This window comes from Rahnella sp. WP5 (assembly GCF_000745615.1).
GTDB classification, from domain to species: Bacteria; Pseudomonadota; Gammaproteobacteria; order Enterobacterales; family Enterobacteriaceae; genus Rahnella; species Rahnella aceris.
Map to the genome: position 1 here is coordinate 219,566 of NZ_JQJR01000009.1, position 20,479 is coordinate 240,044.

The following is a 20,479-nucleotide window of genomic DNA, read 5'->3' on the forward strand; positions in this document are numbered from 1 at the left end:
AGCCATTGTTTGAAAACTTAGCTTCTTTGATAAGAAGTTTACTGCTTAGTGAGGAACGTCACTGTTAGGCGCTGCTGGAGCTGCCGGTGCAGTCGTCTGCTCAGTTTTAACTGGCTGACTCAGGTTTTCCCACTCACTGCCTTTTTGGCCTTTATTGGTGCTCATGTTCCCGAGAATCAAACTAATGATAAAGAACAATGCTGCCAAAACGCCGGTCATGCGGGTCATGAAGTTACCGGAACCACTCGAACCGAACAATGTGCCAGAAGCACCTGCCCCGAAAGAGGCTCCCATATCAGCGCCTTTACCTTGTTGCAGCATAACCAGAGCGATAAGCCCAATTGCTACGATAAGGAAAATCACCAGAAGAGCGTCGTACATAGTAGTACCTGTATCCTCGCGGGTTCACCGCATGCCAATTGCTTCTCACCATTTAGCAGGTCATCAAAGGACCCACTGAAGCGGGTGTGAATACTAACCAAAGCCGTATTACCGTGCAAGGGCAATTTTCATCAAACTGTTCGTTTGCGGAAAAAAACGGCAAATCGGGATAAAACATGCTGCCAGGAGGTCCGGCAGCGAGAAACTCACCGAAAATTTACCGTTTTTTATCGGCTTACGCTTTGACCGCTTTGACGGCATCCGCAATACGGTTGGCCAGTTTTTCCACCAGTTCGGCATCTTCCCCTTCGACCATTACGCGCAGCAGAGGTTCGGTACCTGATTTACGCAACAGCACCCGACCGCGGCCCGCTAACTGCTTTTCAACTTCAGCCGTGACCTGCTTAACCTCATCGGATTCCAGCGGATCATGTTCACCAGCAAAACGGACGTTGATCAGGATCTGCGGAAGCAATTTCATGCCGCTGCACAGGTCATGCAAGCTCATATGATTGCGCACCATCGCGGTAAGCACTTGCAAACCTGCCACAATGCCATCACCGGTAGTGGTTTTATCCAGCAAAATGATATGGCCTGAGTTCTCAGCCCCGATCCGCCAACCTTTTTCCTGCATTTTTTCCAGTACGTAGCGATCACCTACTTTCGCACGGGTAAAGGGAATGCCCAGTTGCTTTAAGGCCAGCTCGAGGCCCATATTGCTCATCAACGTGCCGACGGCACCGCCTTTCAACTGGCCCTGACGAAGCCCTTCACGCGCAATGATGTAGAGGATTTGGTCGCCATCAACTTTATTACCTTCATGATCAACCATGATCAGGCGGTCACCATCGCCGTCAAAAGCCAGCCCGACATCTGCTTTTTCAGCCAGAACACGCTGCTGCAACTGACGGACATCCGTTGCGCCGCATTCTTCGTTGATGTTCATCCCATCCGGCTCACAGCCGATAGCGATGACTTTTGCCCCCAATTCGCGCAAAACGCTAGGTGCAATGTGATAAGTAGCGCCGTTGGCACAGTCGACCACAATTTTCAGACTGTTCAGACTCAGTTCTGTCGGGAATGTGCCTTTACAGAATTCGATGTAACGACCGGCGGCATCCACGATGCGGCTGGCTTTACCCAGTTCGGCAGATTCAACACATGTCAGTGGTTTTTCAAGCTCAGCTTCAATCGCCTCTTCCACTTCGTCAGGTAATTTAGTCCCGTCGATTGTGAAAAACTTAATGCCGTTATCGTAGTAAGGATTATGCGAGGCTGAAATAACGATGCCCGCTTCTGCACGGAAAGTACGTGTCAGGTAAGCCACGGCAGGCGTTGGCATCGGGCCGGTGAAAGAAGCCGATAAACCTGCAGCAGCAAGCCCTGCCTCTAACGCTGATTCCAGCATATAACCCGAAATGCGGGTGTCTTTACCGATGATCACTTTACGCGAACCGTGGCGTGCTAATACTTTGCCAGCCGCCCAGCCTAGTTTCAGAACAAAATCAGGGGTAATCGGGGTATCGCCCACTTTTCCGCGGATGCCATCTGTCCCAAAGTATTTACGGTTGCTCATAATTAGTTTTTATCCCTTGCAGAAAGTGTCGCTTCCACGATACGCATCGCTTCAACGGTTTCTTTTACATCATGTACACGCACGATCTTAGCACCTTGCATGGCAGCGATCACAGCACAAGCAACACTTCCGGTACCCCGTTTCTCAGGAGAAACATGCAGAAGTTGCCCCACCATGGATTTCCTCGACATCCCCACTAACAATGGCATGCCAAAGTGATGAAAATCAGCCAACCGTGCGAGCAACTGATAGTTATGCTCCAAATTTTTACCGAAACCGAAGCCCGGATCGAGCAACAATTTTTCTTTCGCAATGCCGGCGTTAACACAACGGGCAATTTGCTCAAAAAAATACTGATCCACCTGCGCAACGACATTGTCGTAATGCGGGGCATGCTGCATCGTTTTGGGGTCACCCTGCATATGCATCAGACAAACAGGTAAACCCGTTTCGGCCGCAGCCTGTAGCGCACCGGGCTCCTGAAGTGAACGGATATCGTTGATCAGATGCATGCCCGCATTTGCCGCTTCACGGATCACGGCGGCTTTTGAGGTATCGACGGAGACCCAGACATCAAAACGCTGCGCAATGGCTTCGACTACCGGCACCACACGGGCCAGTTCCTCATCTTCGCTGACTTCTGCTGCACCAGGGCGGGTCGATTCACCACCGATGTCGAGAATTGTCGCGCCTGCATCAACCATTGCCTGAGCATGTCTGAGAGCAAGATCAAGCGTGTTATGTCGCCCGCCATCGGAAAATGAGTCGGGGGTAACGTTCAGGATCCCCATAACCTGGGGGAAAGTGAGATCCAATCTGGACTCTCTGGCTGTGAGGTGCATAAATCACGTCCCTTCTGATCAATCAATAAAGGCTTTTCAAATTCCGAGGCAAAGAATGCACGCATAAAAAACCCCGGGCAAGCCCGGGGTTGAGTGTCATCAGCATTATTTTCCAATCAGCCTCTTACTTGCCGCTGAATTGCTCAAACATCGTGTTGCCAGGATTCGGCGTACGAGGTTCGTCGACAGGCGTTGGCGCTTTTGGCGTACCGCCGTCATTGGAGTTGCTGTTACCGTTTTTGCCGTTAGCATCGTCCCAGCCAGCTGGCGGGCGAACTTCAGTACGGTTCATCAGGTCATCAATTTGCGGTGCATCGATGGTTTCATACTTCATCAGGGCATCTTTCATTGAATGAAGGATATCCATGTTTTCCATCAGCAGAGTACGCGCACGAACGTAGTTACGTTCAACCAGAGACTTAACTTCCTGATCGATGATACGGGCGGTTTCATCAGACATATGCTTAGCTTTCGCGACTGAACGACCGAGGAAGACTTCACCTTCTTCTTCCGCATACAGCAACGGACCTAATTTATCTGAGAAGCCCCACTGCGTAACCATGTTACGGGCAATCGACGTGGCTACTTTGATATCGTTAGACGCACCGGTAGACACTTTTTCCACACCGTAAATAATCTCTTCAGCAAGACGGCCACCATATAAGGTAGAAATCTGACTTTCGAGTTTCTGACGGCTGGCGCTGATCGCATCACCTTCGGGCAGGAAGAAAGTCACACCTAATGCACGGCCACGAGGGATAATGGTCACCTTGTGCACTGGGTCATGTTCAGGAACCAGACGGCCAATGATGGCGTGTCCCGCTTCGTGATATGCAGTGGACTCTTTCTGCGATTCGGTCATTACCATGGAACGGCGCTCAGCACCCATCATGATTTTGTCTTTGGCTTTTTCGAACTCGACCATCGACACCACACGTTTGTTACCACGAGCAGAGAACAGTGCAGCTTCGTTGACCAGGTTAGCCAGGTCAGCACCAGAGAATCCTGGTGTACCACGGGCAATCACAGAAGCATCAACATCTGTCGCCAGCGGAACACGACGCATGTGAACTTTCAGGATCTGTTCACGGCCACGGACATCTGGCAAGCCGACAACAACCTGACGGTCAAAACGGCCCGGACGCAGCAACGCAGGGTCCAGAACATCCGGACGGTTGGTCGCGGCAATAACGATAATACCTTCGTTACCTTCGAAACCATCCATCTCAACCAGCATCTGGTTCAGGGTTTGCTCACGTTCATCATGACCACCGCCTAAACCTGCACCACGCTGACGGCCAACGGCATCAATTTCATCGATGAAGATGATACATGGAGCCGCTTTCTTCGCCTGTTCGAACATATCACGGACACGTGATGCACCCACACCGACGAACATTTCAACGAAGTCAGAACCCGAAATCGTAAAGAACGGGACTTTGGCTTCACCGGCAATGGCTTTAGCCAGCAAGGTCTTACCCGTACCCGGAGGACCCACCATCAGAACGCCTTTAGGAATTTTACCGCCCAGTTTCTGGAAACGGCTTGGTTCACGCAGGTAATCAACCAGCTCGCTCACCTCTTCCTTCGCTTCGTCACAACCTGCAACGTCAGCAAACGTAGTTTTGATTTGGTCTTCCGTCAGCATGCGGGCTTTGCTTTTACCAAAGGACATTGCGCCTTTGCCACCGCCACCCTGCATCTGTCGCATAAAGAATATCCAGACGCCAATCAGAAGCAGCATCGGGAACCATGAAATGAAGATAGTCGCCAGGAAACTCTGCTGTTCAGGCGGTTCACCAACAACTTTCACGTTTTTGCTCAGCAGCGTATCCAGCAATTTAGGATCATTAACCGGAATATAGGTTGTGTATTTGCTGCTGTCTTTTTTGATAACGTCAATCGCACGTCCATTGATACGTACTTCACGGACCTGGTCTTGGGCCACTTCGGTTGTAAAGGTAGTGTAATCTACCTTGTTACCATTAGATTCGCTGGGACCAAAACTCTGAAATACAGACATCAATACAACTGCGATGACTAACCAGAGGATCAGGTTCTTCGCCATGTCACTCAAGGGATTAACCTCATATTACAACTGTGTTAACAAACAGCGTTAGGGAACTACAGTTTCCGCCCTGTCGCTACGATGTACACTTCTCGCGAACGTGCTCGGGAAGCGTCTGGCTTACGAATCTTCACCTTCGTAAACAGGGAGCGAATTTCCCGCAGGTATTCATCAAAGCCATCTCCCTGAAACACCTTCACCAGGAAACTTCCGCCTGGTGCTAATACATCCCGACACATATCCAATGCTAATTCAACCAGATACATCGATTTTGGAATATCGACTGCCGGAGTACCGCTCATATTAGGGGCCATATCGGACATGACCACCTGAACCTTACTTTCTCCCACGCGTTCAAGCAGCGCTTTGAGAACTAATTCATCACGAAAATCCCCTTGAAGGAAGTCGACTCCAACAATAGGATCCATAGGTAAAAGGTCAAGAGCAATAATTCGCCCTTTGTTACCGATCTGCGTCGCCACATACTGTGACCAACCACCAGGAGCTGCTCCTAAATCAACCACCGTCATACCCGGTTTAAACAGCTTATCGCCTTGCTGTATTTCATCAAGTTTAAACCAGGCACGGGAACGCAGCCCTTTTTTCTGTGCCTGTAGCACATATTTATCGCTAAAGTGTTCCTGCAACCAGCGACTGGAACTTGCAGAACGCTTTTTATTAGACATTATTTAGTAACCATATAGTTTTCCAACCACCCTGAGTTAGAGCTTTTGGAACAAGCTGTTAGCATCATGACGTCTATGGCTAAGTCAGTATTATTCCCTCCCCGAAGCAGTCCGGGTTGGTGATATACATGAGATGGCGGTAGAATGACCCGTTTTCAATCCCAACTTAAGCAAAAAAGACGATGAATCTTAACAATAAACAAAAACAGTACCTGAAAGGCCTCGCGCATCCCCTGAAACCGGTTGTTATGCTGGGCAACAACGGGCTGACTGAGGGTGTGCTCGCCGAAATCGAACAGGCGCTGCAACATCACGAACTGATCAAGGTTAAAGTCGCGGCAGAAGAACGCGAAACGAAGTCTTTGATCGTAGACGCGATTGTGCGTGAAACCAAGGCGTGTAATGTGCAAGTCATCGGCAATATGCTGGTACTTTATCGCCCTTCCACCGAAGACCGCAAAATTATCTTACCGCGTTAATCCATTAAGGTTTAACGAAAAGCGCTGTAGATTTTCGGAAAGGTGCCACGAAATCACGTTCAGGGGAAGGTCTGAGCAGGCCTTTTTACTTTAGTTTTCAATTTACTGTGAAGCAATTCACTGCATGAATGTGAGAATTATCGGGCGAAACATCACGTTTCGCCCTTTTTAATGCAGATTTTAGAGGTATTCGACCTTCAATACTTCAAACTCAACATCGCCGCCAGGCGTTTTGATGACAACAACATCATCCTGCTCTTTGCCAATCAAACCGCGGGCAATCGGGGAATTCACAGAAATCAGATTTTGCTTAAAATCTGCTTCGTCATCACCCACGATGCGGTATTTTTGTTCTTCTTCAGTGTCCAGGTTCATCACAGTCACTGTCGCACCAAAAATGACGCGGCCGGTTGCGGGCATTTTGGTCACATCAATAACCTGAGCATTCGAAAGCTTAGCTTCGATTTCCTGGATACGGCCTTCACAAAAACCCTGCTGTTCACGCGCAGCATGGTATTCAGCATTCTCTTTCAAATCACCATGCTCACGTGCGGTCGCGATATCAGAAATGATTTTCGGGCGACGGACGCTCTTCAGATGGTCCAGTTCTTCACGTAATCTTTCTGCGCCACGTAACGTCATCGGAATCGGTTTCATATATTTATTACCTCTAACTTGGTCCTTTCGGTAAACACCGTCCTGATTGAATCAGGTAAGAAATTAAGCCAGTTCTTCTGACCGACTCTCTGGCGAAAAACAAAAAAAACCTCACCCGGCGTTGCCACCAGGCCAGGAATCATTTCGCATTTTGATTCGTATTTTAACGTAGAGTTCCTTGAGGATCATCGTTTACTTTCAGCCACGTTGCGCCTTGGTTCGTAGCATCGTAGTATGGCACCACATTATCCTGCCGTTACTCAGAGCCTTTACTCAAAATAATGCGTTTTTTACGAATTGTCAGTGGATTAGCATGCGCGTTTGTTCTGAATACAAATGCGGCTCAGATCGAAAATTACACAGAATATCTGCCTGATGGCACGAATCTGGCGGTGCTGGTACAGAAAATTGGCGCCCCTGCGCCTGTGATCGATTATCACGGTACCCAGATGGCACTGCCTGCCAGTACTATGAAGATTCTGACGGCGCTGGCTGCGCTGTTGCAGTTGGGGCCTGATTTCCGTTTCACCACTACACTAGAAACATCGGGTTCTGTTTCTGACGGAGTTCTCAAGGGAGATCTGGTCGCTCGGTTTTCTGGTGACCCGACCCTGAAGCGCCAGAATATTCGGAATATGGTCGCTGTTTTGAAAAAACAGGGCGTCAAAGAAATCACTGGCGATGTGGTCATTAACACCTCAGTGTTTGCAAGCCATGACAAAGCTCCCGGATGGCCATGGAACGATATCACCCAGTGCTTCAGCGCTCCCCCAGCAGCCGCAATTGTCGACAGAAACTGTTTCTCGGTATCTCTCTATAGCGCGCCTAAACCTGACGAGAACGCGTTTATTCGCGTAGCCTCTTATTATCCAGTGCATATGTTCAGTGAAGTCCGCACACTGGCAAAAGGCTCTCCGGATGCGCAGTATTGCGAACTGGATGTCGTCCCGGGTGAATTCAACCGATATACACTCACTGGTTGTCTGACTCAACGCAGCGAGCCTCTGCCACTGGCTTTTGCTATTCAGGATGGTGCCAGTTATGCCGGTGCGATTCTTAAAGATGAGCTGTTGCAGGCAGATATCCAGATTGACGGCACCCTGAAACGTCAAACCCAGCCGACACCAGCAGGTACGGTTCTGGCGCAAACGCAATCAGCGCCCCTGCATGATTTGCTGCATCAGATGCTTAAGAAATCAGACAACATGATCGCTGATACGGTCTTCCGTACGATTGGTCATCAGCGTTTTGGCGTACCGGGAACATGGCGGGCAGGTTCAGATGCTGTCCGTCAAATTTTGCGTCAGAAAGCAGGCGTGGATTTGGGTAACTCGATTCAGGTTGATGGCTCCGGCCTTTCACGCCATGATTTATTGTCACCGGCCACAATGATGCAGGTGCTGCAATATATCGCCCAGCACGACAAAGAATTAGATTTTATTTCGATGTTGCCTTTAGCTGGCCATGACGGAACCTTACAGTACCGCGGTGGTCTGCATGAAGCGGGTGTCGACGGCAAAGTATCGGCAAAAACCGGTTCACTGTCTGGCGTATATAATCTGGCAGGTTTCATCACCACAGCCAGCGGACAGCGTATGGCCTTTGTGCAGTTCCTTTCAGGCTATGCTGTTCCCCCTGAAGATCAACGTACACGGCGTGCGCCGCTGGTGCGCTTTGAAAGCCGTCTCTACAGGGATATCTACCAAAATAATTAACCACGGAGAAGTGCCAGACGATGAAACTGCTGATAGTTGAAGATGATGAACTTTTACGGCAGGGATTAACGCTGGCACTTACCAGTGAAAATTATGCCTGCGACTGCGCGTCAACCGCGGCCGAGGCGCAGAGTCTGATCCAAACCAGTCAGTACAGTCTGGTGATCCTGGACTTAGGATTGCCAGACAAAGATGGCGCAACGCTGCTGCGCCAGTGGCGACGTCAAAGTATTTCCCTGCCCGTGTTGATTCTTACCGCCCGCGATGCACTTGAAGACCGCGTCGATGGCCTTGACGCCGGTGCCGATGACTATCTGATTAAACCCTTTGCCTTAGTCGAATTACAGGCCCGTGTCCGCGCCCTGATCCGCCGTTATCAGGGGCAGAGTGACAACCAGATTTCCGTCGGCAACCTGAAAATCAATCTCTCCTCTCAGCAGGCTTATCTCAATGATGCGCCGGTAGAGGTCACGCCCAAAGAGTTCGCGATTTTGTCACGACTGATGATGCGTGCCGGACAGACTGTAAACCGCGAGTTGCTCCAGCAAGATCTCTATACCTGGCAGGATGATTTAGGCTCCAATACGCTTGAGGTACATGTTCATAATCTGCGCCGCAAATTGGGTAAAGAAGTCATCAGAACTGTACGTGGTATCGGCTACAGGCTGGAAATAATCGTATGACCAGTATGCGCCGCCGCCTTCTGGTTATGCTGGCTCTGATCTTGTTCGTGACTCAGCTCATCAGTATTTTCTGGCTCTGGCACGAGAGCCAGGAACAAATTAACCTGCTGGTCAATGACACCCTGTCAGCCAAAGTCCGTAACGCGCACGTTGAGAAAGAAATTGCAGAAGCCATTGCTTCACTGATTGCCCCTTCCTTACTCATGATGAGTATTACTCTGGTACTGTCCTTTTGGGCCATCAGCTGGATTATCCGGCCTCTTAACCAGTTACAAAAACGACTGGAGACCCGTTCAGCCGATAACCTCTCTCCCCTGCCACTCAACAGCGAAACCAGGGAGATTGTGGCCGTGACGAATGCATTGAATCAGCTTTTCTCTCGTCTCTCCAGCACCATTCAGCAGGAACGATTGTTCACTGCGGATGCGGCTCATGAGTTGCGCACTCCACTGGCAGGCGTCCGGTTGCATCTGGAAATAATGCACAAAAAAGGCGTAGAAGGCAGCGATACACTGATAAGCCGCATCGACCAGTTAATGCATACCATAGAGCAGTTACTTATGCTTGCCCGCGCCGGACAGAATTTTGCCAAAGGCGAATATCAGCAGGTTGACCTGATCAGTAACGTCGTTGAGCCGCTCAGAGAAGAGCTGTGTGAAATGCTCAGTGAACACGGTCAAAACTTGAAAATACACCTGCCGCCTCGTGCTGAAATTCAGGGGGATGCTGTGCTGCTACGTTTAATGGTACGCAATCTGGTCGAAAATGCTTACCGCTACGGGCCTGAAAATAGCGACATCGGCATCACAATTGCACCGCAAGACAACGGATTCCTGATAAAGATAGACGATGCCGGTCCGGGTATTGATGAAACGAAGGCCAGTGAACTGACACAGGCTTTTAAGCGCGTCGACCAACGTTATGGAGGCAGCGGCCTGGGCTTAAATATTGTGGTGCGGATTGCGCACCTGCATGGCGGTACGCTGACATTGCGAAATCGCCCCGGCAACACTGGCCTCAGCGCGCAATGCTGGCTACCGGATGTTGCATTACAAAGCTCGCTGACACTTTCACCAGACACCCGTTAATACGCGCTCCGATTAACACGCGATCAAAAAGAAAAAGGCTGCCAATGGCAGCCTTTCTTTCAGCGATGAAACGCTAATACACGGGATTAACGTTCGTAAATGATTTCTACGCCTTCGTCGTCATCTTCATCCCAGTCATCATCCCAGTCGTCGTCGGCTTCAGATTCCACTTCAGCCAGTTGTTCACGGTGATAATCATCCCACATGAACTCAACTTTCTCGGGTGCAGCTTCTTCAATCGCCATGTGCTTAGGATTTTCGTTGATGAACTTCATCACGTCCCAACACAATGCATTCACACCTTCGCGGTTTGCAGCGGAAATAAGGTAATAGTTACCTTCCCAGCCTAATGCATCAGCAATCGCTTTAGCACGCGTTTCAGCTTCTTCTTTCTCGATCAGATCAACTTTATTGAACACTAACCAGCGCGGCTTTTCAGCCAGCTTGGCGTTGTATTGCTTCAGTTCATTGATGATGACTTTGGCATTTTCGATCGGATCAGATTCATCGATCGGCGCAATGTCGATCAGGTGCAACAGAACGCGGCAACGCTCAAGGTGCTTCAGGAAGCGGATACCCAGACCAGCGCCTTCAGAAGCCCCTTCGATCAGACCGGGGATGTCTGCAACCACGAAGCTTTGTTCGTGATCCATACGTACAACACCGAGACTTGGCACCAGTGTGGTAAACGGATAATCAGCCACTTTCGGCTTCGCTGCAGAGACGGAGCGGATAAACGTCGATTTACCTGCGTTTGGCAGACCCAGCATGCCTACATCGGCAAGCAGCATCAGTTCGAGTGCGATATCACGCTCTTCACCTTTGGTGCCCATGGTTTTCTGACGCGGTGAACGGTTCACGGAAGATTTAAAACGGGTGTTACCGAGTCCGTGGAAACCGCCTTTAGCGACCATATTAACCTGACCATTTTTGGTCATATCGGCCAGGACTTCGCCAGTGCTTTGGTCAAGAACTCGCGTTCCCACAGGCACTTTAATGGTGATGTCCTTACCGCGTTTACCGGTACAGTCGCTGCTCTGACCGTTAGTACCGCGCTCAGCACGATAAGATTTCACAAAGCGGAAATCGATCAGCGTATTGAGGTTCTCATCAGCAACGAGGTACACATCACCGCCATCACCACCGTCGCCACCGTCAGGGCCGCCACGTGGAATGTATTTTTCGCGGCGGAAGCTGACGCACCCGTTACCGCCATCACCGGCCACAACCAGAATCGTGGCTTCATCAACAAACTTCATTTGTTCTGTCTCCGTAAATCATTCGCCTGGCAGCTAAAGTTTAGCTACCAGGTTTTGCTCTGTCCGACGTGGCCACCATCGATGGCCAATTGCGGAAAACATTGCACCCGCCACCACCACAAATGCTCCCAGATAACCAATAAAATTAAGTACTGGTACAGCAAAAAAGTCAGGCCAGGCAAGTGCCAATAAATCTGAAAATAGCAGGGTAAACAGCGGCGTGAGTGTCACTAATGCACTCACCTGAGCTGCCTGCCATCTCGCCATCGCTTCCGCTAAGGCGCCATATCCTACCAAGGTATTCGCGCCGCAAAACAACAGGCAGGCAAACTGCCAGCCGCTGAGCTGTGAAAGCACCGCAGGGCTGGCCAGCGGGAGCAATGCGATAGAACATAAAGTGTACAGCAAAAAAAGGATTTGCGGTGAAGCCAGTTGACGCAGTAAAACCTTTTGCGCCACACCATATATCACCCAAACTGTTGCTGCCCCGACGCCAAAAATCACACCCAAAGTGTAATCCGTCAGACGGGTGAAAATCTCAATCAGACTGGTATTGAAAAACAATATCAGCCCAAAAATTAACATACTGGCGCCAATAACCTGCGTAACGCGCATCCTTTCTTTTAGGATGATTACGCTGGCCACCATCATACCGACCGGAGAAAGCTGTCCGATAACCTGAGAAGCCGTCGGGCTAAGAAATTGCAAAGAAGAACTAAAAAGAACAAAGTTTCCCAGTAATCCACAAGTTGCAATCAGCACTAAAACCAGCCAGCGCGGTCGCCTGAAAATCGCTCTCGGAGGCAGCCTTCGCCTCATGGCCAAAATGCAACCCAGCACAACGGCCGCCATCGAAAACCGATACCAAACCACAGTAAAGGGATCCATCACCACCAGAACCTGCTTCATGGCGATAGGCAAAGAGCCCCAGCTCATGGCAGTAATCAGCGCCAACAGAATCCCGACAGGTGCCTGTGATTTCGTATCCATATCCCGCCAGAATGGGCTAACCAGAATGTAAAAAGCCCCGCAACGAATTGCGGGGCTTACATCTATTTACTAAGACGCGAAAAACTTATTCAGCTTCGATGCTGATGTACTTACGGTTTTTCGGGCCTTTAACTTCGAACTTGACTTTACCGTCAGCCAAAGCAAACAGAGTGTGGTCCTTGCCGCAACCCACGTTGATACCAGCGTGGAATTTGGTGCCGCGCTGACGAACGATGATGCTGCCTGCCAGTACTGCTTCGCCGCCAAAGCGTTTTACGCCCAGACGTTTAGCTTCTGAATCGCGACCGTTACGTGTGGAGCCGCCAGCCTTTTTGTGTGCCATTGTTCCGCTCTCCTAATCTTAAGCGCTGATGCCGGTGATTTTAACGTCAGTGAACCACTGACGGTGGCCCTGCTGCTTACGATAGTGTTTACGACGACGAAACTTAACGATTTTGACCTTTTCGCCACGACCGTGAGCAACGACTTCAGCTTTGATTACACCGCCAGCCACTAAAGGCAGACCGATGTTGATTTCTTCACCGTTTGCAATCATCAGAACCTGATCGAACTCGATAGCTTCGCCAGTTGCAACGTCCAGCTTCTCCAGACGAATAGTCTGTCCTTCGCTGACACGGTGTTGTTTACCACCACTTTGGAAAACCGCGTACATATAAAACTCCGCTTTCCGCGCACTCAACTTTGTATAGTCCAGAGGGCGCTATAAATATTCACAATAGGGCGCGAATTCTACGCAAAAAATCAGCATAAGACAAGAGTACAATGACGACAAAAGAAGAAAAAAAGCGCAGTTCTTCCGATATCATTTATCTACACTGTTTTTCAAGTACAATCCCCTTTACAGTTAGCGCCATGTGCCAATGTGAGCCAGACCTCATTGCGGTGAAGAGAACAACAGCTGAAAAAACACAATGAACCTAGAACAGATTATTGATCTTACCCAGGACGACATGGCTGCAGTCAATGCATCCATCCTTGAACAGTTGAATTCAGAGGTTTCTCTCATCAATCAACTGGGATATTACATCATCAGTGGCGGCGGCAAACGTATCCGCCCGATGATAGCAGTACTGGCAGCCAAAGCACTATCCTACCAGGGCGATAAACACATCAAAGTCGCTGCTCTGATTGAGTTTATTCATACCGCCACACTGTTACATGACGATGTGGTTGACGAATCAGATATGCGTCGGGGAAAGGCCACTGCGAACGCCGCATTTGGCAACGCAGCCAGCGTATTGGTCGGCGATTTTATCTACACCCGCGCATTTCAAATGATGACAGATCTTGAATCGCTTCCTGTTCTGGCTCTGATGGCAAAAGCGGTGAATGTGATTGCAGAAGGCGAAGTGCAGCAACTGATTAATTGCAATGATCCTGACATCACAGAAGCCAGTTACATGCAGGTGATTTACAGCAAAACTGCGCGTCTTTTTGAAGCCGCGTCTCAAGCCTCTGCCATGCTGGCGGGCGGAAACAATGAGCAGATTACAGCTTTGCAAGATTATGGTCGTTATCTGGGCACCGCTTTCCAGCTGATTGATGATTTGCTCGATTACGATGCTGATGGCGAAACGCTGGGCAAAAACACTGGCGATGACCTTGATGAAGGAAAACCGACGTTGCCCCTTCTGCATGCGATGCAGCACGGTGACACCGAACAATCCGCTATGATCCGCAAAGCTATCGAAGAGGGTAACGGGCGCCATTTATTGGAACCCGTGCTGGCAGCAATGCATCAGTGGGGCTCTCTGGCTTACACCCGCCAGCGTGCTGAAGAAGAAGCTGATAAAGCCATCCAGGCGCTTCAGGTGCTCCCGGAGTCGGAATATCGCTCTGCGCTTGAAGGCCTCGCGCATATGTCTGTAAAACGCGATTTCTGATATTTGCCTGTCGTACCTGCCAGAATAAAGCAGGCGCGACAGGCATTATTGCGCTAGTTTTTTTCAGGCTCACGTAATCTGTTGAGCAACTCAGATATCCCTTCCCTCACAATGAATGAGATCATCGTTTCACGTTCAGGTTCTCTCAGTTGCTTATAACTTTCGATCCAGATCGCCAGTGGGTCCTGATGTGACGTATACACATATTCAGCAGAACGCTCATTCATCGATAAACTGGCGGCGGCATTACCGGGCAAGCTGTCGATGTGATATTCCACTGCACGTCCCTGAACGCCCAGCCTGCGGCGTTTAATCCAGCACAATCTGCGAGCCATCCCATGCACACCTTGGGTTGACGTCGGCAGCCCTTCTTTTCCGGTCAGTTCCTTTGCTGCAAACCACTCTTTTTTCATAACATTCCTTGTTTCTTATTAAGTAAGTAAGAAAGATCGTTGTTATACATCCATGAGGGTAATGCTGATATTTTCTGGTAATGAGCGTTTATATAAAAGGTGGTATTAACATAAGTCATTTAGAAAAACACCTATTTGACAGAAAGAAGATATTCAATTTTTTGGAGTGAGTCTATAGATGTATGTAAATGCTTCCATGAATTATGTTTATCAACAGCCGGGTGAACTGATTAAATTTTTTTTCGGAAAGCAGTTTAAATAAAATCTTAAACTAAAATAAGAGGAAAATTAAAAAAAGCAAATTACAACAAGTAGATAGCCATCTAAGAAAGCAAGAAAAACCGCCTTAAATCATAATTTAAATAACTGAAATTCAATTAGTTAATTAACCTTATCAATGTATTTGTTCAAAAAAAACACATGCCAGTTACGTTTTCACTTTAAAAAAATACAATAATAAAATTATAAACTGACACAAATCACAAAAAGCAAAAGGAATTTACTTGTTTGTCTAAATCAAAATAAGAATGTATTTTCTAAATAAGTAAAATAATGGATTTTAGGAAACATTGATATGGTTTATATGAGTAGTACGAGCAATTTTTAAAAGTATGTTTAATAGCGTATTTATTGAAAATCATTTTTCAGAAGGAAGAGATCATGATGACAAGGAATGAAGACTGGCACCAGGCTGATATTATTGCAGCACTGAGAAAGAAGGGCACCACACTCGCAGCAGTATCACGATCAGCAGGCCTGAGCTCTTCGACACTTTCAAATGCATTATCACGGCCATGGCCAAAAGGAGAATTGCTTATCGCAGGCGCTTTGGGTATCCATCCCTCACTGATCTGGCCTAGCCGGTATTTTGATCCCAAAACGTTGCAAATCATTGAACGCCGTTGCCGCCCGACCAATGAAACACCGCGTTAAGAAAAACAAAAGCCGCCCGTTAACCGGCGGCTTTGTTCAATGTTCACTTATTAATAAACTGCTCACCAAGCTCGATATCTTTGCGAAGAATATCCAGCATCGAATCCAGCGATTGCTGCTCAAAAGCACTGAGCTGACCGATATCGATAAGCTCTGCAATGCCATGTTTACCTAGCAGAACCGGTTGTGCGAAAAATCGCGCATAATCGCCTTTACCTTCAACATAGGCACATTCCACAACATTCTCTTCACCCTGCATCGCCCGCATCAATGAAAGCCCGAAGCGTGCTGCAGCCTGCCCCATTGAAAGCGTGGCAGAACCGCCACCGGCTTTGGCCTCTACCACTTCCGTTCCGGCATTCTGAATGCGCTGAGTCAGTGCAACAATTTCGCTTTCAGTGAAAGAGACACCTGGGATCTGAGACAATAAAGGCAGAATCGTCACACCGGAGTGCCCGCCGATAACTGGCACTTCGATATCTTCAGGTTGCTTACCCTTCAGCTCAGCCACAAAAGTATTGGAGCGGATTGCGTCCAGAGTCGTTACGCCAAACAGTTTGTTTTTGTCGTAGACGCCCGCATTTTTCAATACTTCAGCCGCAATCGCGACCGTGGTATTTACCGGGTTAGTGATAATACCAATGCAGGCTTTCGGGCAGGTACTGGCAACTTGCTGGATCAGATTCCGCACGATCCCGGCATTCACATTAAACAGGTCTGAACGATCCATGCCGGGTTTACGTGCCACCCCCGCAGAAATCAGGACGATGTCAGCCCCTTCCAGAGCCGGTTTAGCATCTTCACCACAGAAACCTTTAATTTTGACCGCGGTAGGGATATGGCTGAGATCGACGGCGACACCCGGAGTGACCGGTGCGATGTCATATAATGAGAGTTCGGAACCGGAAGGTAGCTGGGTCTTGAGCAGAAGCGCGAGGGCCTGACCGATACCACCCGCAGCACCTAGAACTGCAACTTTCATCCTATACTCCTTTTTTATCATTAACTTATAAGTGTCGTGTAATTAATTGGTGTGACCTTAATCACTTACGCTGTTAAAAACAATCGCTCACCTGCAGAGAATCTGAGGTTGGTCGTTTAGAAAGTAAAAAAACATCTCTAAGATGACCTTTTCCGCTTTTAGTGACTTTTTATCGGAAAGCTTCATCATTAAAAATAGCACCACAAAATAGGCCAGGTTAATAAATGGTTAAATTCGGTCCAATGTGAGAGCTGAATCGAGATCATCACATTAAATCCCTTGTGCAACACAGTTCACCCGCAATGCACAATTTTGGCATATTCATTAAATTGAGCTTAAAACAGCGGCACTTACATTCCTTGTTCCAAGCTTAATTAATGATTTTTGCAATTAACCTCTGTTGCATAAAAATTCAATTATCTGCATAATCAGCCCCACTATGATTCAGAGACCAGGGTGCAAAATGCGTAATCCTGCTAAACAGGAAGATTTGATCAAAGCCTTCAAGGCACTGTTGAAGGAAGAGAAATTCAGCTCTCAGGGCGAAATCGTTGTCGCACTTCAGGATGATGGTTTCGAAAATATCAATCAGTCAAAAGTCTCACGGATGCTGACAAAATTTGGTGCTGTCAGAACTCGTAATGCGAAGATGGAAATGGTGTACTGCCTGCCCGCTGAAATTGGCGTGCCGACAACCACCAGTCCTCTGAAGAATCTTGTGCTGGATATCGACCATAACGATGCCGTTGTGGTGATCCGAACCAGCCCGGGAGCCGCACAACTGATCGCGCGTTTACTCGATTCCCTGGGTAAATCCGAAGGGATCCTCGGAACAATTGCCGGTGATGATACGATCTTCACGACACCGGCCCGCGGATTTAGCGTCAAACAGTTGCACGATGCGATCCTCAGTTTGTTCGAGCAGGAGCTCTAGGGCTGCAACATTTTGCACCTCCTGTCGCTTTCATTCTGTGCCTGAGGTCAGAAGATTACCTTCTCTGACCTCATTCAACGTCATTCACTTCCTTTATTGCTGCCTTCCGTTTCTCAAAAAAAACGCAAACGCACCGCCTTTCTGTTAAATCTCGCTACAACCTACGAAATTCCGTCACACAAATATTTCCAGGGTGTGATTCACCGCAAGAATAAGCACAAATAGTCAAATTCACTCAATCCATTGATTTTACTAAAAATCAACACAAAATGAACGTTTTTCATCCACTTTTTATGCCTTTCTGTTATTAAAAATACAGATAGTTGACATATAACCACCTAAATAACTATTAGCGAGCTATTAATTTATGGCGTGACTAGATGTATACTCATTTCCGTGGTGTGAAGCACCAGTTGTTGGAAACATAATAAAATCGACGAGGTCAAAATCATGAAAGTTAAAACTACCATCGCAACATTAAGCATTCTCTCTGCATTGTCATTTGGCGTTTTTGCAGCACAACCTGTTACACAAGAACAAGCCGCAACAATGCAGCCTACAGGGATGATCAGCGTCAGCGGCGTAGCCGGTGCACCATCAGATATCCGTCAGGCACTGTCAGATAAAGCCGATGCCAAAGGTGCTAAAGCATTCCGTGTTATCGAAGTTCGTGAAGAAGGTAACTACCACGCGACCGCAGAAATTTACCAATAATTTCGGGTAAACGAAGCGAAGGGGCCTGAATGACTCAGGCCCGCGCTATGCGCATTAAGAAGGATTTGTCACTGCACCATCTACGTTCCCGCACGCTTTATGCGCTCCAGAACACGATATTACAGTCCTGATAAATCCAAATCTCAATCGACGTTGCTCTCTGATGAAAAGCACCAACGTCTGTGAATTCAGGAAACCATCATGAAAATTATTACCACTATTGCCGCACTTAGCCTGTTGTCTGTTGTTTCTTTTGGTGCCTCTGCCGCACAGCTTGTGACAAACCAGCAGGCAGAAAATCTGCAACCGATGGGCATGGTCAGCGTTAGCGGCGTCAACGGCGTGCCAATGGATATCCGCCAGCAGCTGTCTGATAAAGCTGAGAGCAAGGGCGCAAAATCTTTCCGTGTGATCGAAGCCCATAACGACGGTGCTTATCACGCGACAGCAGAAATCTATCAATAACATTTCTGAGTAAGTCACTGATATAAAACCGCTGTTTGAGTATTTCATAAATTAGCGTTACCGGGTTTCAACAGCCACAGACCAGCGAAAATAAGCGCTGTTGAGGCTGGGAAGAGCGTTGACACTGCCACTGCCCGACTCTCTTGCTAACGATACCCTCGTCGTCCTGTCCGACGACACCCTTTGGCCCTCAAAATTTCGGGGGCTTTTTTTTGCCTGAGAAAACCTTAACATGGCGGATCACAGGCATAAAAAAAGCACAGCAACTGCTGTGCTTATTCACTATAAAAATATGATTTTACTGAACTTGTGACGCTTTCGCTTTTGCAGCCAGGGCCGTAAGCAGTTTTCCATGTATACCACCAAAACCGCCATTGCTCATCACCAGAATATGATCGCCAGGCTGCGAGGCCTTAACGACCATATCGACCAGCGAATCGACGTCTGCGCTCCAGTGAGCAGGCTGAATACAGTGTTCAGCCACTTCGGCCACCTGCCAGGGAATATGCTGCGGCTGTAAAAGGAAAACTTCATCAGCACGTCCCAGGGAAGGTGCCAGTTCATTTTTACTCATGCCCATTTTCATGGTGTTTGAACGGGGTTCCAGCACGGCCAGAATACGTGCAGTTCCGCCGACTTTGCTGCGCAATGCAGAAAGCGTTGCCAGAATAGCCGTCGGATGGTGAGCAAAATCGTCGTACACGCTGACATCATTTTCTACGCCGCGCAATTCGAGACGGCGACGGGCATTAATGAAATCGCCCAATGCCTTACAGGCATCTTCCGGCTTCACGCCCACATGGCGTGCCGCAGCAATCGCCATCAGGCCGTTATGCATGTTGTGCTCGCCAACCAGATTCCACTTCACCTGCCCGACCGCTTCGCCGTGCAAATAAACCTCGAATGTACTGGAATCTGGCGTCAGTTTCTTAGCATCCCACACACAATTTTCGGCATCACCGACAAATTCCTGCTCACTCCAGCACCCCATCGCCATCACTTGTTTCAGCGGTGTGTCGTGCTCCGGCAGAATGATTTTTCCCTTGCCCGGCACCAGACGCACCAGATGGTGGAACTGTTTCTGAATCGCTTTCAGATCATCAAAGATGTCAGCGTGATCGAATTCGAGATTGTTGAGGATCAGCGTACGCGGGCTGTAATGAACAAACTTGGAACGCTTATCGAAGAACGCACAGTCGTATTCATCAGCTTCCAGCACGATAAACGGGCTGTTGCCCAGACGCGCAGACACCTCGAAATTGCCCGGCACGCCACCAATGACGTAGCCCGGTTCATAACCGCAGGCTTCGAGGATCCACGTTACCATGCCGGCAGTGGTGGTTTTACCGTGCGTCCCCGCAACGGCAATAACCCAGCGCTCTGGCAGAACATGGTCATGTAACCATTGCGGGCCCGAGACATAAGGGATCCCAAGCTCCAGCACCGCTTCGACACAAGGATTGCCGCGCGTCATCGCGTTGCCGATGATCACCAGATCCGGCTGAGGATCTAACTGGGCAGGATCGTACCCCTGGATCAGGTCGATCCCCTGATTTTCCAGCAGCGTACTCATCGGTGGATAAACGTTGTCGTCCGAACCGGTTACCTGATGCCCCTGTGCACGAGCCAGCATCGCCAGCCCGCCCATAAACGTGCCGCAAATCCCAAGAATATGAATGCGCATATATTTTCCATTAATGCCTTTAAGTC

General features: G+C 48.7%; 22 protein-coding genes. 9 read left to right on the forward strand and 13 right to left on the reverse strand.

What is annotated here, in order from left to right:
* Window positions 1–45 precede the first annotated feature (45 nt).
* The 5 genes from secG to rlmE form a co-directional block, all read right to left on the reverse strand.
* Window positions 46–381, reverse strand: a complete 336-nt coding sequence (secG, locus tag EX31_RS08565) for a preprotein translocase subunit SecG (protein ID WP_037034236.1) — start codon at window positions 379–381, stop codon at window positions 46–48.
* A 235-nt stretch (window positions 382–616) separates the two neighbouring features.
* Entirely contained in the window at window positions 617–1,957 is a 1,341-nt protein-coding gene (gene glmM / locus EX31_RS08570; protein WP_037034237.1) for a phosphoglucosamine mutase, read from the reverse strand.
* 2 nt (window positions 1,958–1,959) lie between these two features.
* Entirely contained in the window at window positions 1,960–2,799 is an 840-nt protein-coding gene (folP, locus tag EX31_RS08575) for a dihydropteroate synthase (protein ID WP_037034238.1), read from the reverse strand.
* Between the two features lie 124 nt (window positions 2,800–2,923).
* Complete coding sequence (ftsH, locus tag EX31_RS08580) at window positions 2,924–4,867, reverse strand: ATP-dependent zinc metalloprotease FtsH (RefSeq protein WP_037034239.1); 1,944 nt, start codon at window positions 4,865–4,867, stop codon at window positions 2,924–2,926.
* Window positions 4,868–4,923: 56 nt separating this feature from the next.
* Window positions 4,924–5,553 carry a 23S rRNA (uridine(2552)-2'-O)-methyltransferase RlmE gene (gene rlmE, locus EX31_RS08585; RefSeq protein WP_013573814.1) on the reverse strand — a complete coding sequence of 210 codons (630 nt, stop codon included), beginning with the start codon at window positions 5,551–5,553 and terminating at the stop codon, window positions 4,924–4,926.
* A 182-nt stretch (window positions 5,554–5,735) separates the two neighbouring features.
* On the opposite strand from rlmE, the gene yhbY reads away from it, so the two are divergent.
* A complete protein-coding gene (yhbY, locus tag EX31_RS08590; RefSeq protein WP_013573813.1) occupies window positions 5,736–6,032 on the forward strand; it encodes a ribosome assembly RNA-binding protein YhbY in 297 nt (98 codons plus the stop codon).
* Between the two features lie 180 nt (window positions 6,033–6,212).
* Here the strand turns inward: yhbY and greA are convergent, their stop codons facing one another.
* Window positions 6,213–6,689 carry a transcription elongation factor GreA gene (greA, locus tag EX31_RS08595; protein WP_013573812.1) on the reverse strand — a complete coding sequence of 159 codons (477 nt, stop codon included), beginning with the start codon at window positions 6,687–6,689 and terminating at the stop codon, window positions 6,213–6,215.
* Between the two features lie 281 nt (window positions 6,690–6,970).
* Here greA and dacB point away from each other — a divergent pair, with 281 nt between their 5' ends.
* The 3 genes from dacB to pmrB are packed head-to-tail and all read left to right on the forward strand — an operon-like array spanning window position 6,971 to window position 10,175.
* Window positions 6,971–8,404, forward strand: a complete 1,434-nt coding sequence (gene dacB / locus EX31_RS08600) for a serine-type D-Ala-D-Ala carboxypeptidase (RefSeq protein ID WP_037034240.1) — start codon at window positions 6,971–6,973, stop codon at window positions 8,402–8,404.
* A 20-nt stretch (window positions 8,405–8,424) separates the two neighbouring features.
* Window positions 8,425–9,087, forward strand: a complete 663-nt coding sequence (gene pmrA, locus EX31_RS08605; protein ID WP_013573810.1) for a two-component system response regulator PmrA — start codon at window positions 8,425–8,427, stop codon at window positions 9,085–9,087.
* Window positions 9,084–10,175 (forward strand): two-component system sensor histidine kinase PmrB, encoded by a 1,092-nt coding sequence (gene pmrB, locus EX31_RS08610; protein WP_037034241.1) that lies wholly within the window; start codon window positions 9,084–9,086, stop codon window positions 10,173–10,175. Before pmrA ends, pmrB begins: the two co-directional genes overlap by 4 nt.
* An 86-nt stretch (window positions 10,176–10,261) precedes the next feature.
* Here the strand turns inward: pmrB and cgtA are convergent, their stop codons facing one another.
* The 4 genes from cgtA to rplU form a co-directional block, all read right to left on the reverse strand.
* Window positions 10,262–11,434 (reverse strand): Obg family GTPase CgtA, encoded by a 1,173-nt coding sequence (gene cgtA / locus EX31_RS08615; protein ID WP_013573807.1) that lies wholly within the window; start codon window positions 11,432–11,434, stop codon window positions 10,262–10,264.
* A gap of 33 nt (window positions 11,435–11,467) precedes the next feature.
* A complete protein-coding gene (locus tag EX31_RS08620; RefSeq protein WP_037034243.1) occupies window positions 11,468–12,424 on the reverse strand; it encodes a DMT family transporter in 957 nt (318 codons plus the stop codon).
* An 85-nt stretch (window positions 12,425–12,509) separates the two neighbouring features.
* The gene (rpmA, locus tag EX31_RS08625) at window positions 12,510–12,767 is read right to left on the reverse strand and encodes a 50S ribosomal protein L27 (protein WP_013573805.1); all 258 of its coding nucleotides are present in this window, start codon (window positions 12,765–12,767) and stop codon (window positions 12,510–12,512) included.
* A gap of 18 nt (window positions 12,768–12,785) precedes the next feature.
* On the reverse strand, window positions 12,786–13,097 hold the full coding sequence (gene rplU, locus EX31_RS08630; RefSeq protein WP_013573804.1) for a 50S ribosomal protein L21: 312 nt from the start codon (window positions 13,095–13,097) through the stop codon (window positions 12,786–12,788).
* Window positions 13,098–13,356: 259 nt separating this feature from the next.
* Between rplU and ispB the strand changes: the two genes are divergently transcribed.
* Window positions 13,357–14,328, forward strand: a complete 972-nt coding sequence (ispB, locus tag EX31_RS08635) for an octaprenyl diphosphate synthase (RefSeq protein ID WP_037034245.1) — start codon at window positions 13,357–13,359, stop codon at window positions 14,326–14,328.
* A gap of 53 nt (window positions 14,329–14,381) precedes the next feature.
* Here the strand turns inward: ispB and EX31_RS08640 are convergent, their stop codons facing one another.
* Entirely contained in the window at window positions 14,382–14,741 is a 360-nt protein-coding gene (locus EX31_RS08640) for a DNA-binding protein (protein WP_013573802.1), read from the reverse strand.
* 660 nt (window positions 14,742–15,401) lie between these two features.
* Here EX31_RS08640 and EX31_RS25260 point away from each other — a divergent pair.
* Entirely contained in the window at window positions 15,402–15,674 is a 273-nt protein-coding gene (locus tag EX31_RS25260; RefSeq protein WP_013573801.1) for a helix-turn-helix domain-containing protein, read from the forward strand.
* 43 nt (window positions 15,675–15,717) lie between these two features.
* Here EX31_RS25260 and mdh read toward each other — a convergent pair whose 3' ends face one another.
* Window positions 15,718–16,656 carry a malate dehydrogenase gene (gene mdh / locus EX31_RS08645; protein ID WP_037034246.1) on the reverse strand — a complete coding sequence of 313 codons (939 nt, stop codon included), beginning with the start codon at window positions 16,654–16,656 and terminating at the stop codon, window positions 15,718–15,720.
* Between the two features lie 463 nt (window positions 16,657–17,119).
* Here mdh and argR point away from each other — a divergent pair, with 463 nt between their 5' ends.
* From argR to yhcN (EX31_RS08660), 3 genes are all read left to right on the forward strand, one after another.
* Window positions 17,120–17,590, forward strand: a complete 471-nt coding sequence (gene argR / locus EX31_RS08650) for a transcriptional regulator ArgR (protein ID WP_013573799.1) — start codon at window positions 17,120–17,122, stop codon at window positions 17,588–17,590.
* A 450-nt stretch (window positions 17,591–18,040) separates the two neighbouring features.
* Entirely contained in the window at window positions 18,041–18,304 is a 264-nt protein-coding gene (gene yhcN, locus EX31_RS08655; protein WP_013573798.1) for a peroxide/acid stress response protein YhcN, read from the forward strand.
* A gap of 201 nt (window positions 18,305–18,505) precedes the next feature.
* A complete protein-coding gene (gene yhcN, locus EX31_RS08660) occupies window positions 18,506–18,769 on the forward strand; it encodes a peroxide/acid stress response protein YhcN (RefSeq protein WP_014411566.1) in 264 nt (87 codons plus the stop codon).
* Window positions 18,770–19,067: 298 nt separating this feature from the next.
* Here yhcN (EX31_RS08660) and mpl read toward each other — a convergent pair whose 3' ends face one another.
* Window positions 19,068–20,453 carry a UDP-N-acetylmuramate:L-alanyl-gamma-D-glutamyl-meso-diaminopimelate ligase gene (gene mpl, locus EX31_RS08665; RefSeq protein ID WP_013573795.1) on the reverse strand — a complete coding sequence of 462 codons (1,386 nt, stop codon included), beginning with the start codon at window positions 20,451–20,453 and terminating at the stop codon, window positions 19,068–19,070.
* Between the last annotated feature and the right edge of the window lie 26 nt (window positions 20,454–20,479).

What these genes read in the sequence shown, in the direction of transcription:
- secG (WP_037034236.1), bottom strand. Translation starts at nt 381, where the DNA reads ATGTACGACGCTCTTCTGGTGATTTTCCTTATCGTAGCAATTGGGCTT.
- glmM (WP_037034237.1), bottom strand. Translation starts at nt 1,957, where the DNA reads ATGAGCAACCGTAAATACTTTGGGACAGATGGCATCCGCGGAAAAGTG.
- folP (WP_037034238.1), bottom strand. Translation starts at nt 2,799, where the DNA reads ATGCACCTCACAGCCAGAGAGTCCAGATTGGATCTCACTTTCCCCCAG.
- ftsH (WP_037034239.1), bottom strand. Translation starts at nt 4,867, where the DNA reads ATGGCGAAGAACCTGATCCTCTGGTTAGTCATCGCAGTTGTATTGATG.
- rlmE (WP_013573814.1), bottom strand. Translation starts at nt 5,553, where the DNA reads ATGTCTAATAAAAAGCGTTCTGCAAGTTCCAGTCGCTGGTTGCAGGAA.
- yhbY (WP_013573813.1), top strand. Translation starts at nt 5,736, where the DNA reads ATGAATCTTAACAATAAACAAAAACAGTACCTGAAAGGCCTCGCGCAT.
- greA (WP_013573812.1), bottom strand. Translation starts at nt 6,689, where the DNA reads ATGAAACCGATTCCGATGACGTTACGTGGCGCAGAAAGATTACGTGAA.
- dacB (WP_037034240.1), top strand. Translation starts at nt 6,971, where the DNA reads ATGCGTTTTTTACGAATTGTCAGTGGATTAGCATGCGCGTTTGTTCTG.
- pmrA (WP_013573810.1), top strand. Translation starts at nt 8,425, where the DNA reads ATGAAACTGCTGATAGTTGAAGATGATGAACTTTTACGGCAGGGATTA.
- pmrB (WP_037034241.1), top strand. Translation starts at nt 9,084, where the DNA reads ATGACCAGTATGCGCCGCCGCCTTCTGGTTATGCTGGCTCTGATCTTG.
- cgtA (WP_013573807.1), bottom strand. Translation starts at nt 11,434, where the DNA reads ATGAAGTTTGTTGATGAAGCCACGATTCTGGTTGTGGCCGGTGATGGC.
- EX31_RS08620 (WP_037034243.1), bottom strand. Translation starts at nt 12,424, where the DNA reads ATGGATACGAAATCACAGGCACCTGTCGGGATTCTGTTGGCGCTGATT.
- rpmA (WP_013573805.1), bottom strand. Translation starts at nt 12,767, where the DNA reads ATGGCACACAAAAAGGCTGGCGGCTCCACACGTAACGGTCGCGATTCA.
- rplU (WP_013573804.1), bottom strand. Translation starts at nt 13,097, where the DNA reads ATGTACGCGGTTTTCCAAAGTGGTGGTAAACAACACCGTGTCAGCGAA.
- ispB (WP_037034245.1), top strand. Translation starts at nt 13,357, where the DNA reads ATGAACCTAGAACAGATTATTGATCTTACCCAGGACGACATGGCTGCA.
- EX31_RS08640 (WP_013573802.1), bottom strand. Translation starts at nt 14,741, where the DNA reads ATGAAAAAAGAGTGGTTTGCAGCAAAGGAACTGACCGGAAAAGAAGGG.
- EX31_RS25260 (WP_013573801.1), top strand. Translation starts at nt 15,402, where the DNA reads ATGATGACAAGGAATGAAGACTGGCACCAGGCTGATATTATTGCAGCA.
- mdh (WP_037034246.1), bottom strand. Translation starts at nt 16,656, where the DNA reads ATGAAAGTTGCAGTTCTAGGTGCTGCGGGTGGTATCGGTCAGGCCCTC.
- argR (WP_013573799.1), top strand. Translation starts at nt 17,120, where the DNA reads ATGCGTAATCCTGCTAAACAGGAAGATTTGATCAAAGCCTTCAAGGCA.
- yhcN (WP_013573798.1), top strand. Translation starts at nt 18,041, where the DNA reads ATGAAAGTTAAAACTACCATCGCAACATTAAGCATTCTCTCTGCATTG.
- yhcN (WP_014411566.1), top strand. Translation starts at nt 18,506, where the DNA reads ATGAAAATTATTACCACTATTGCCGCACTTAGCCTGTTGTCTGTTGTT.
- mpl (WP_013573795.1), bottom strand. Translation starts at nt 20,453, where the DNA reads ATGCGCATTCATATTCTTGGGATTTGCGGCACGTTTATGGGCGGGCTG.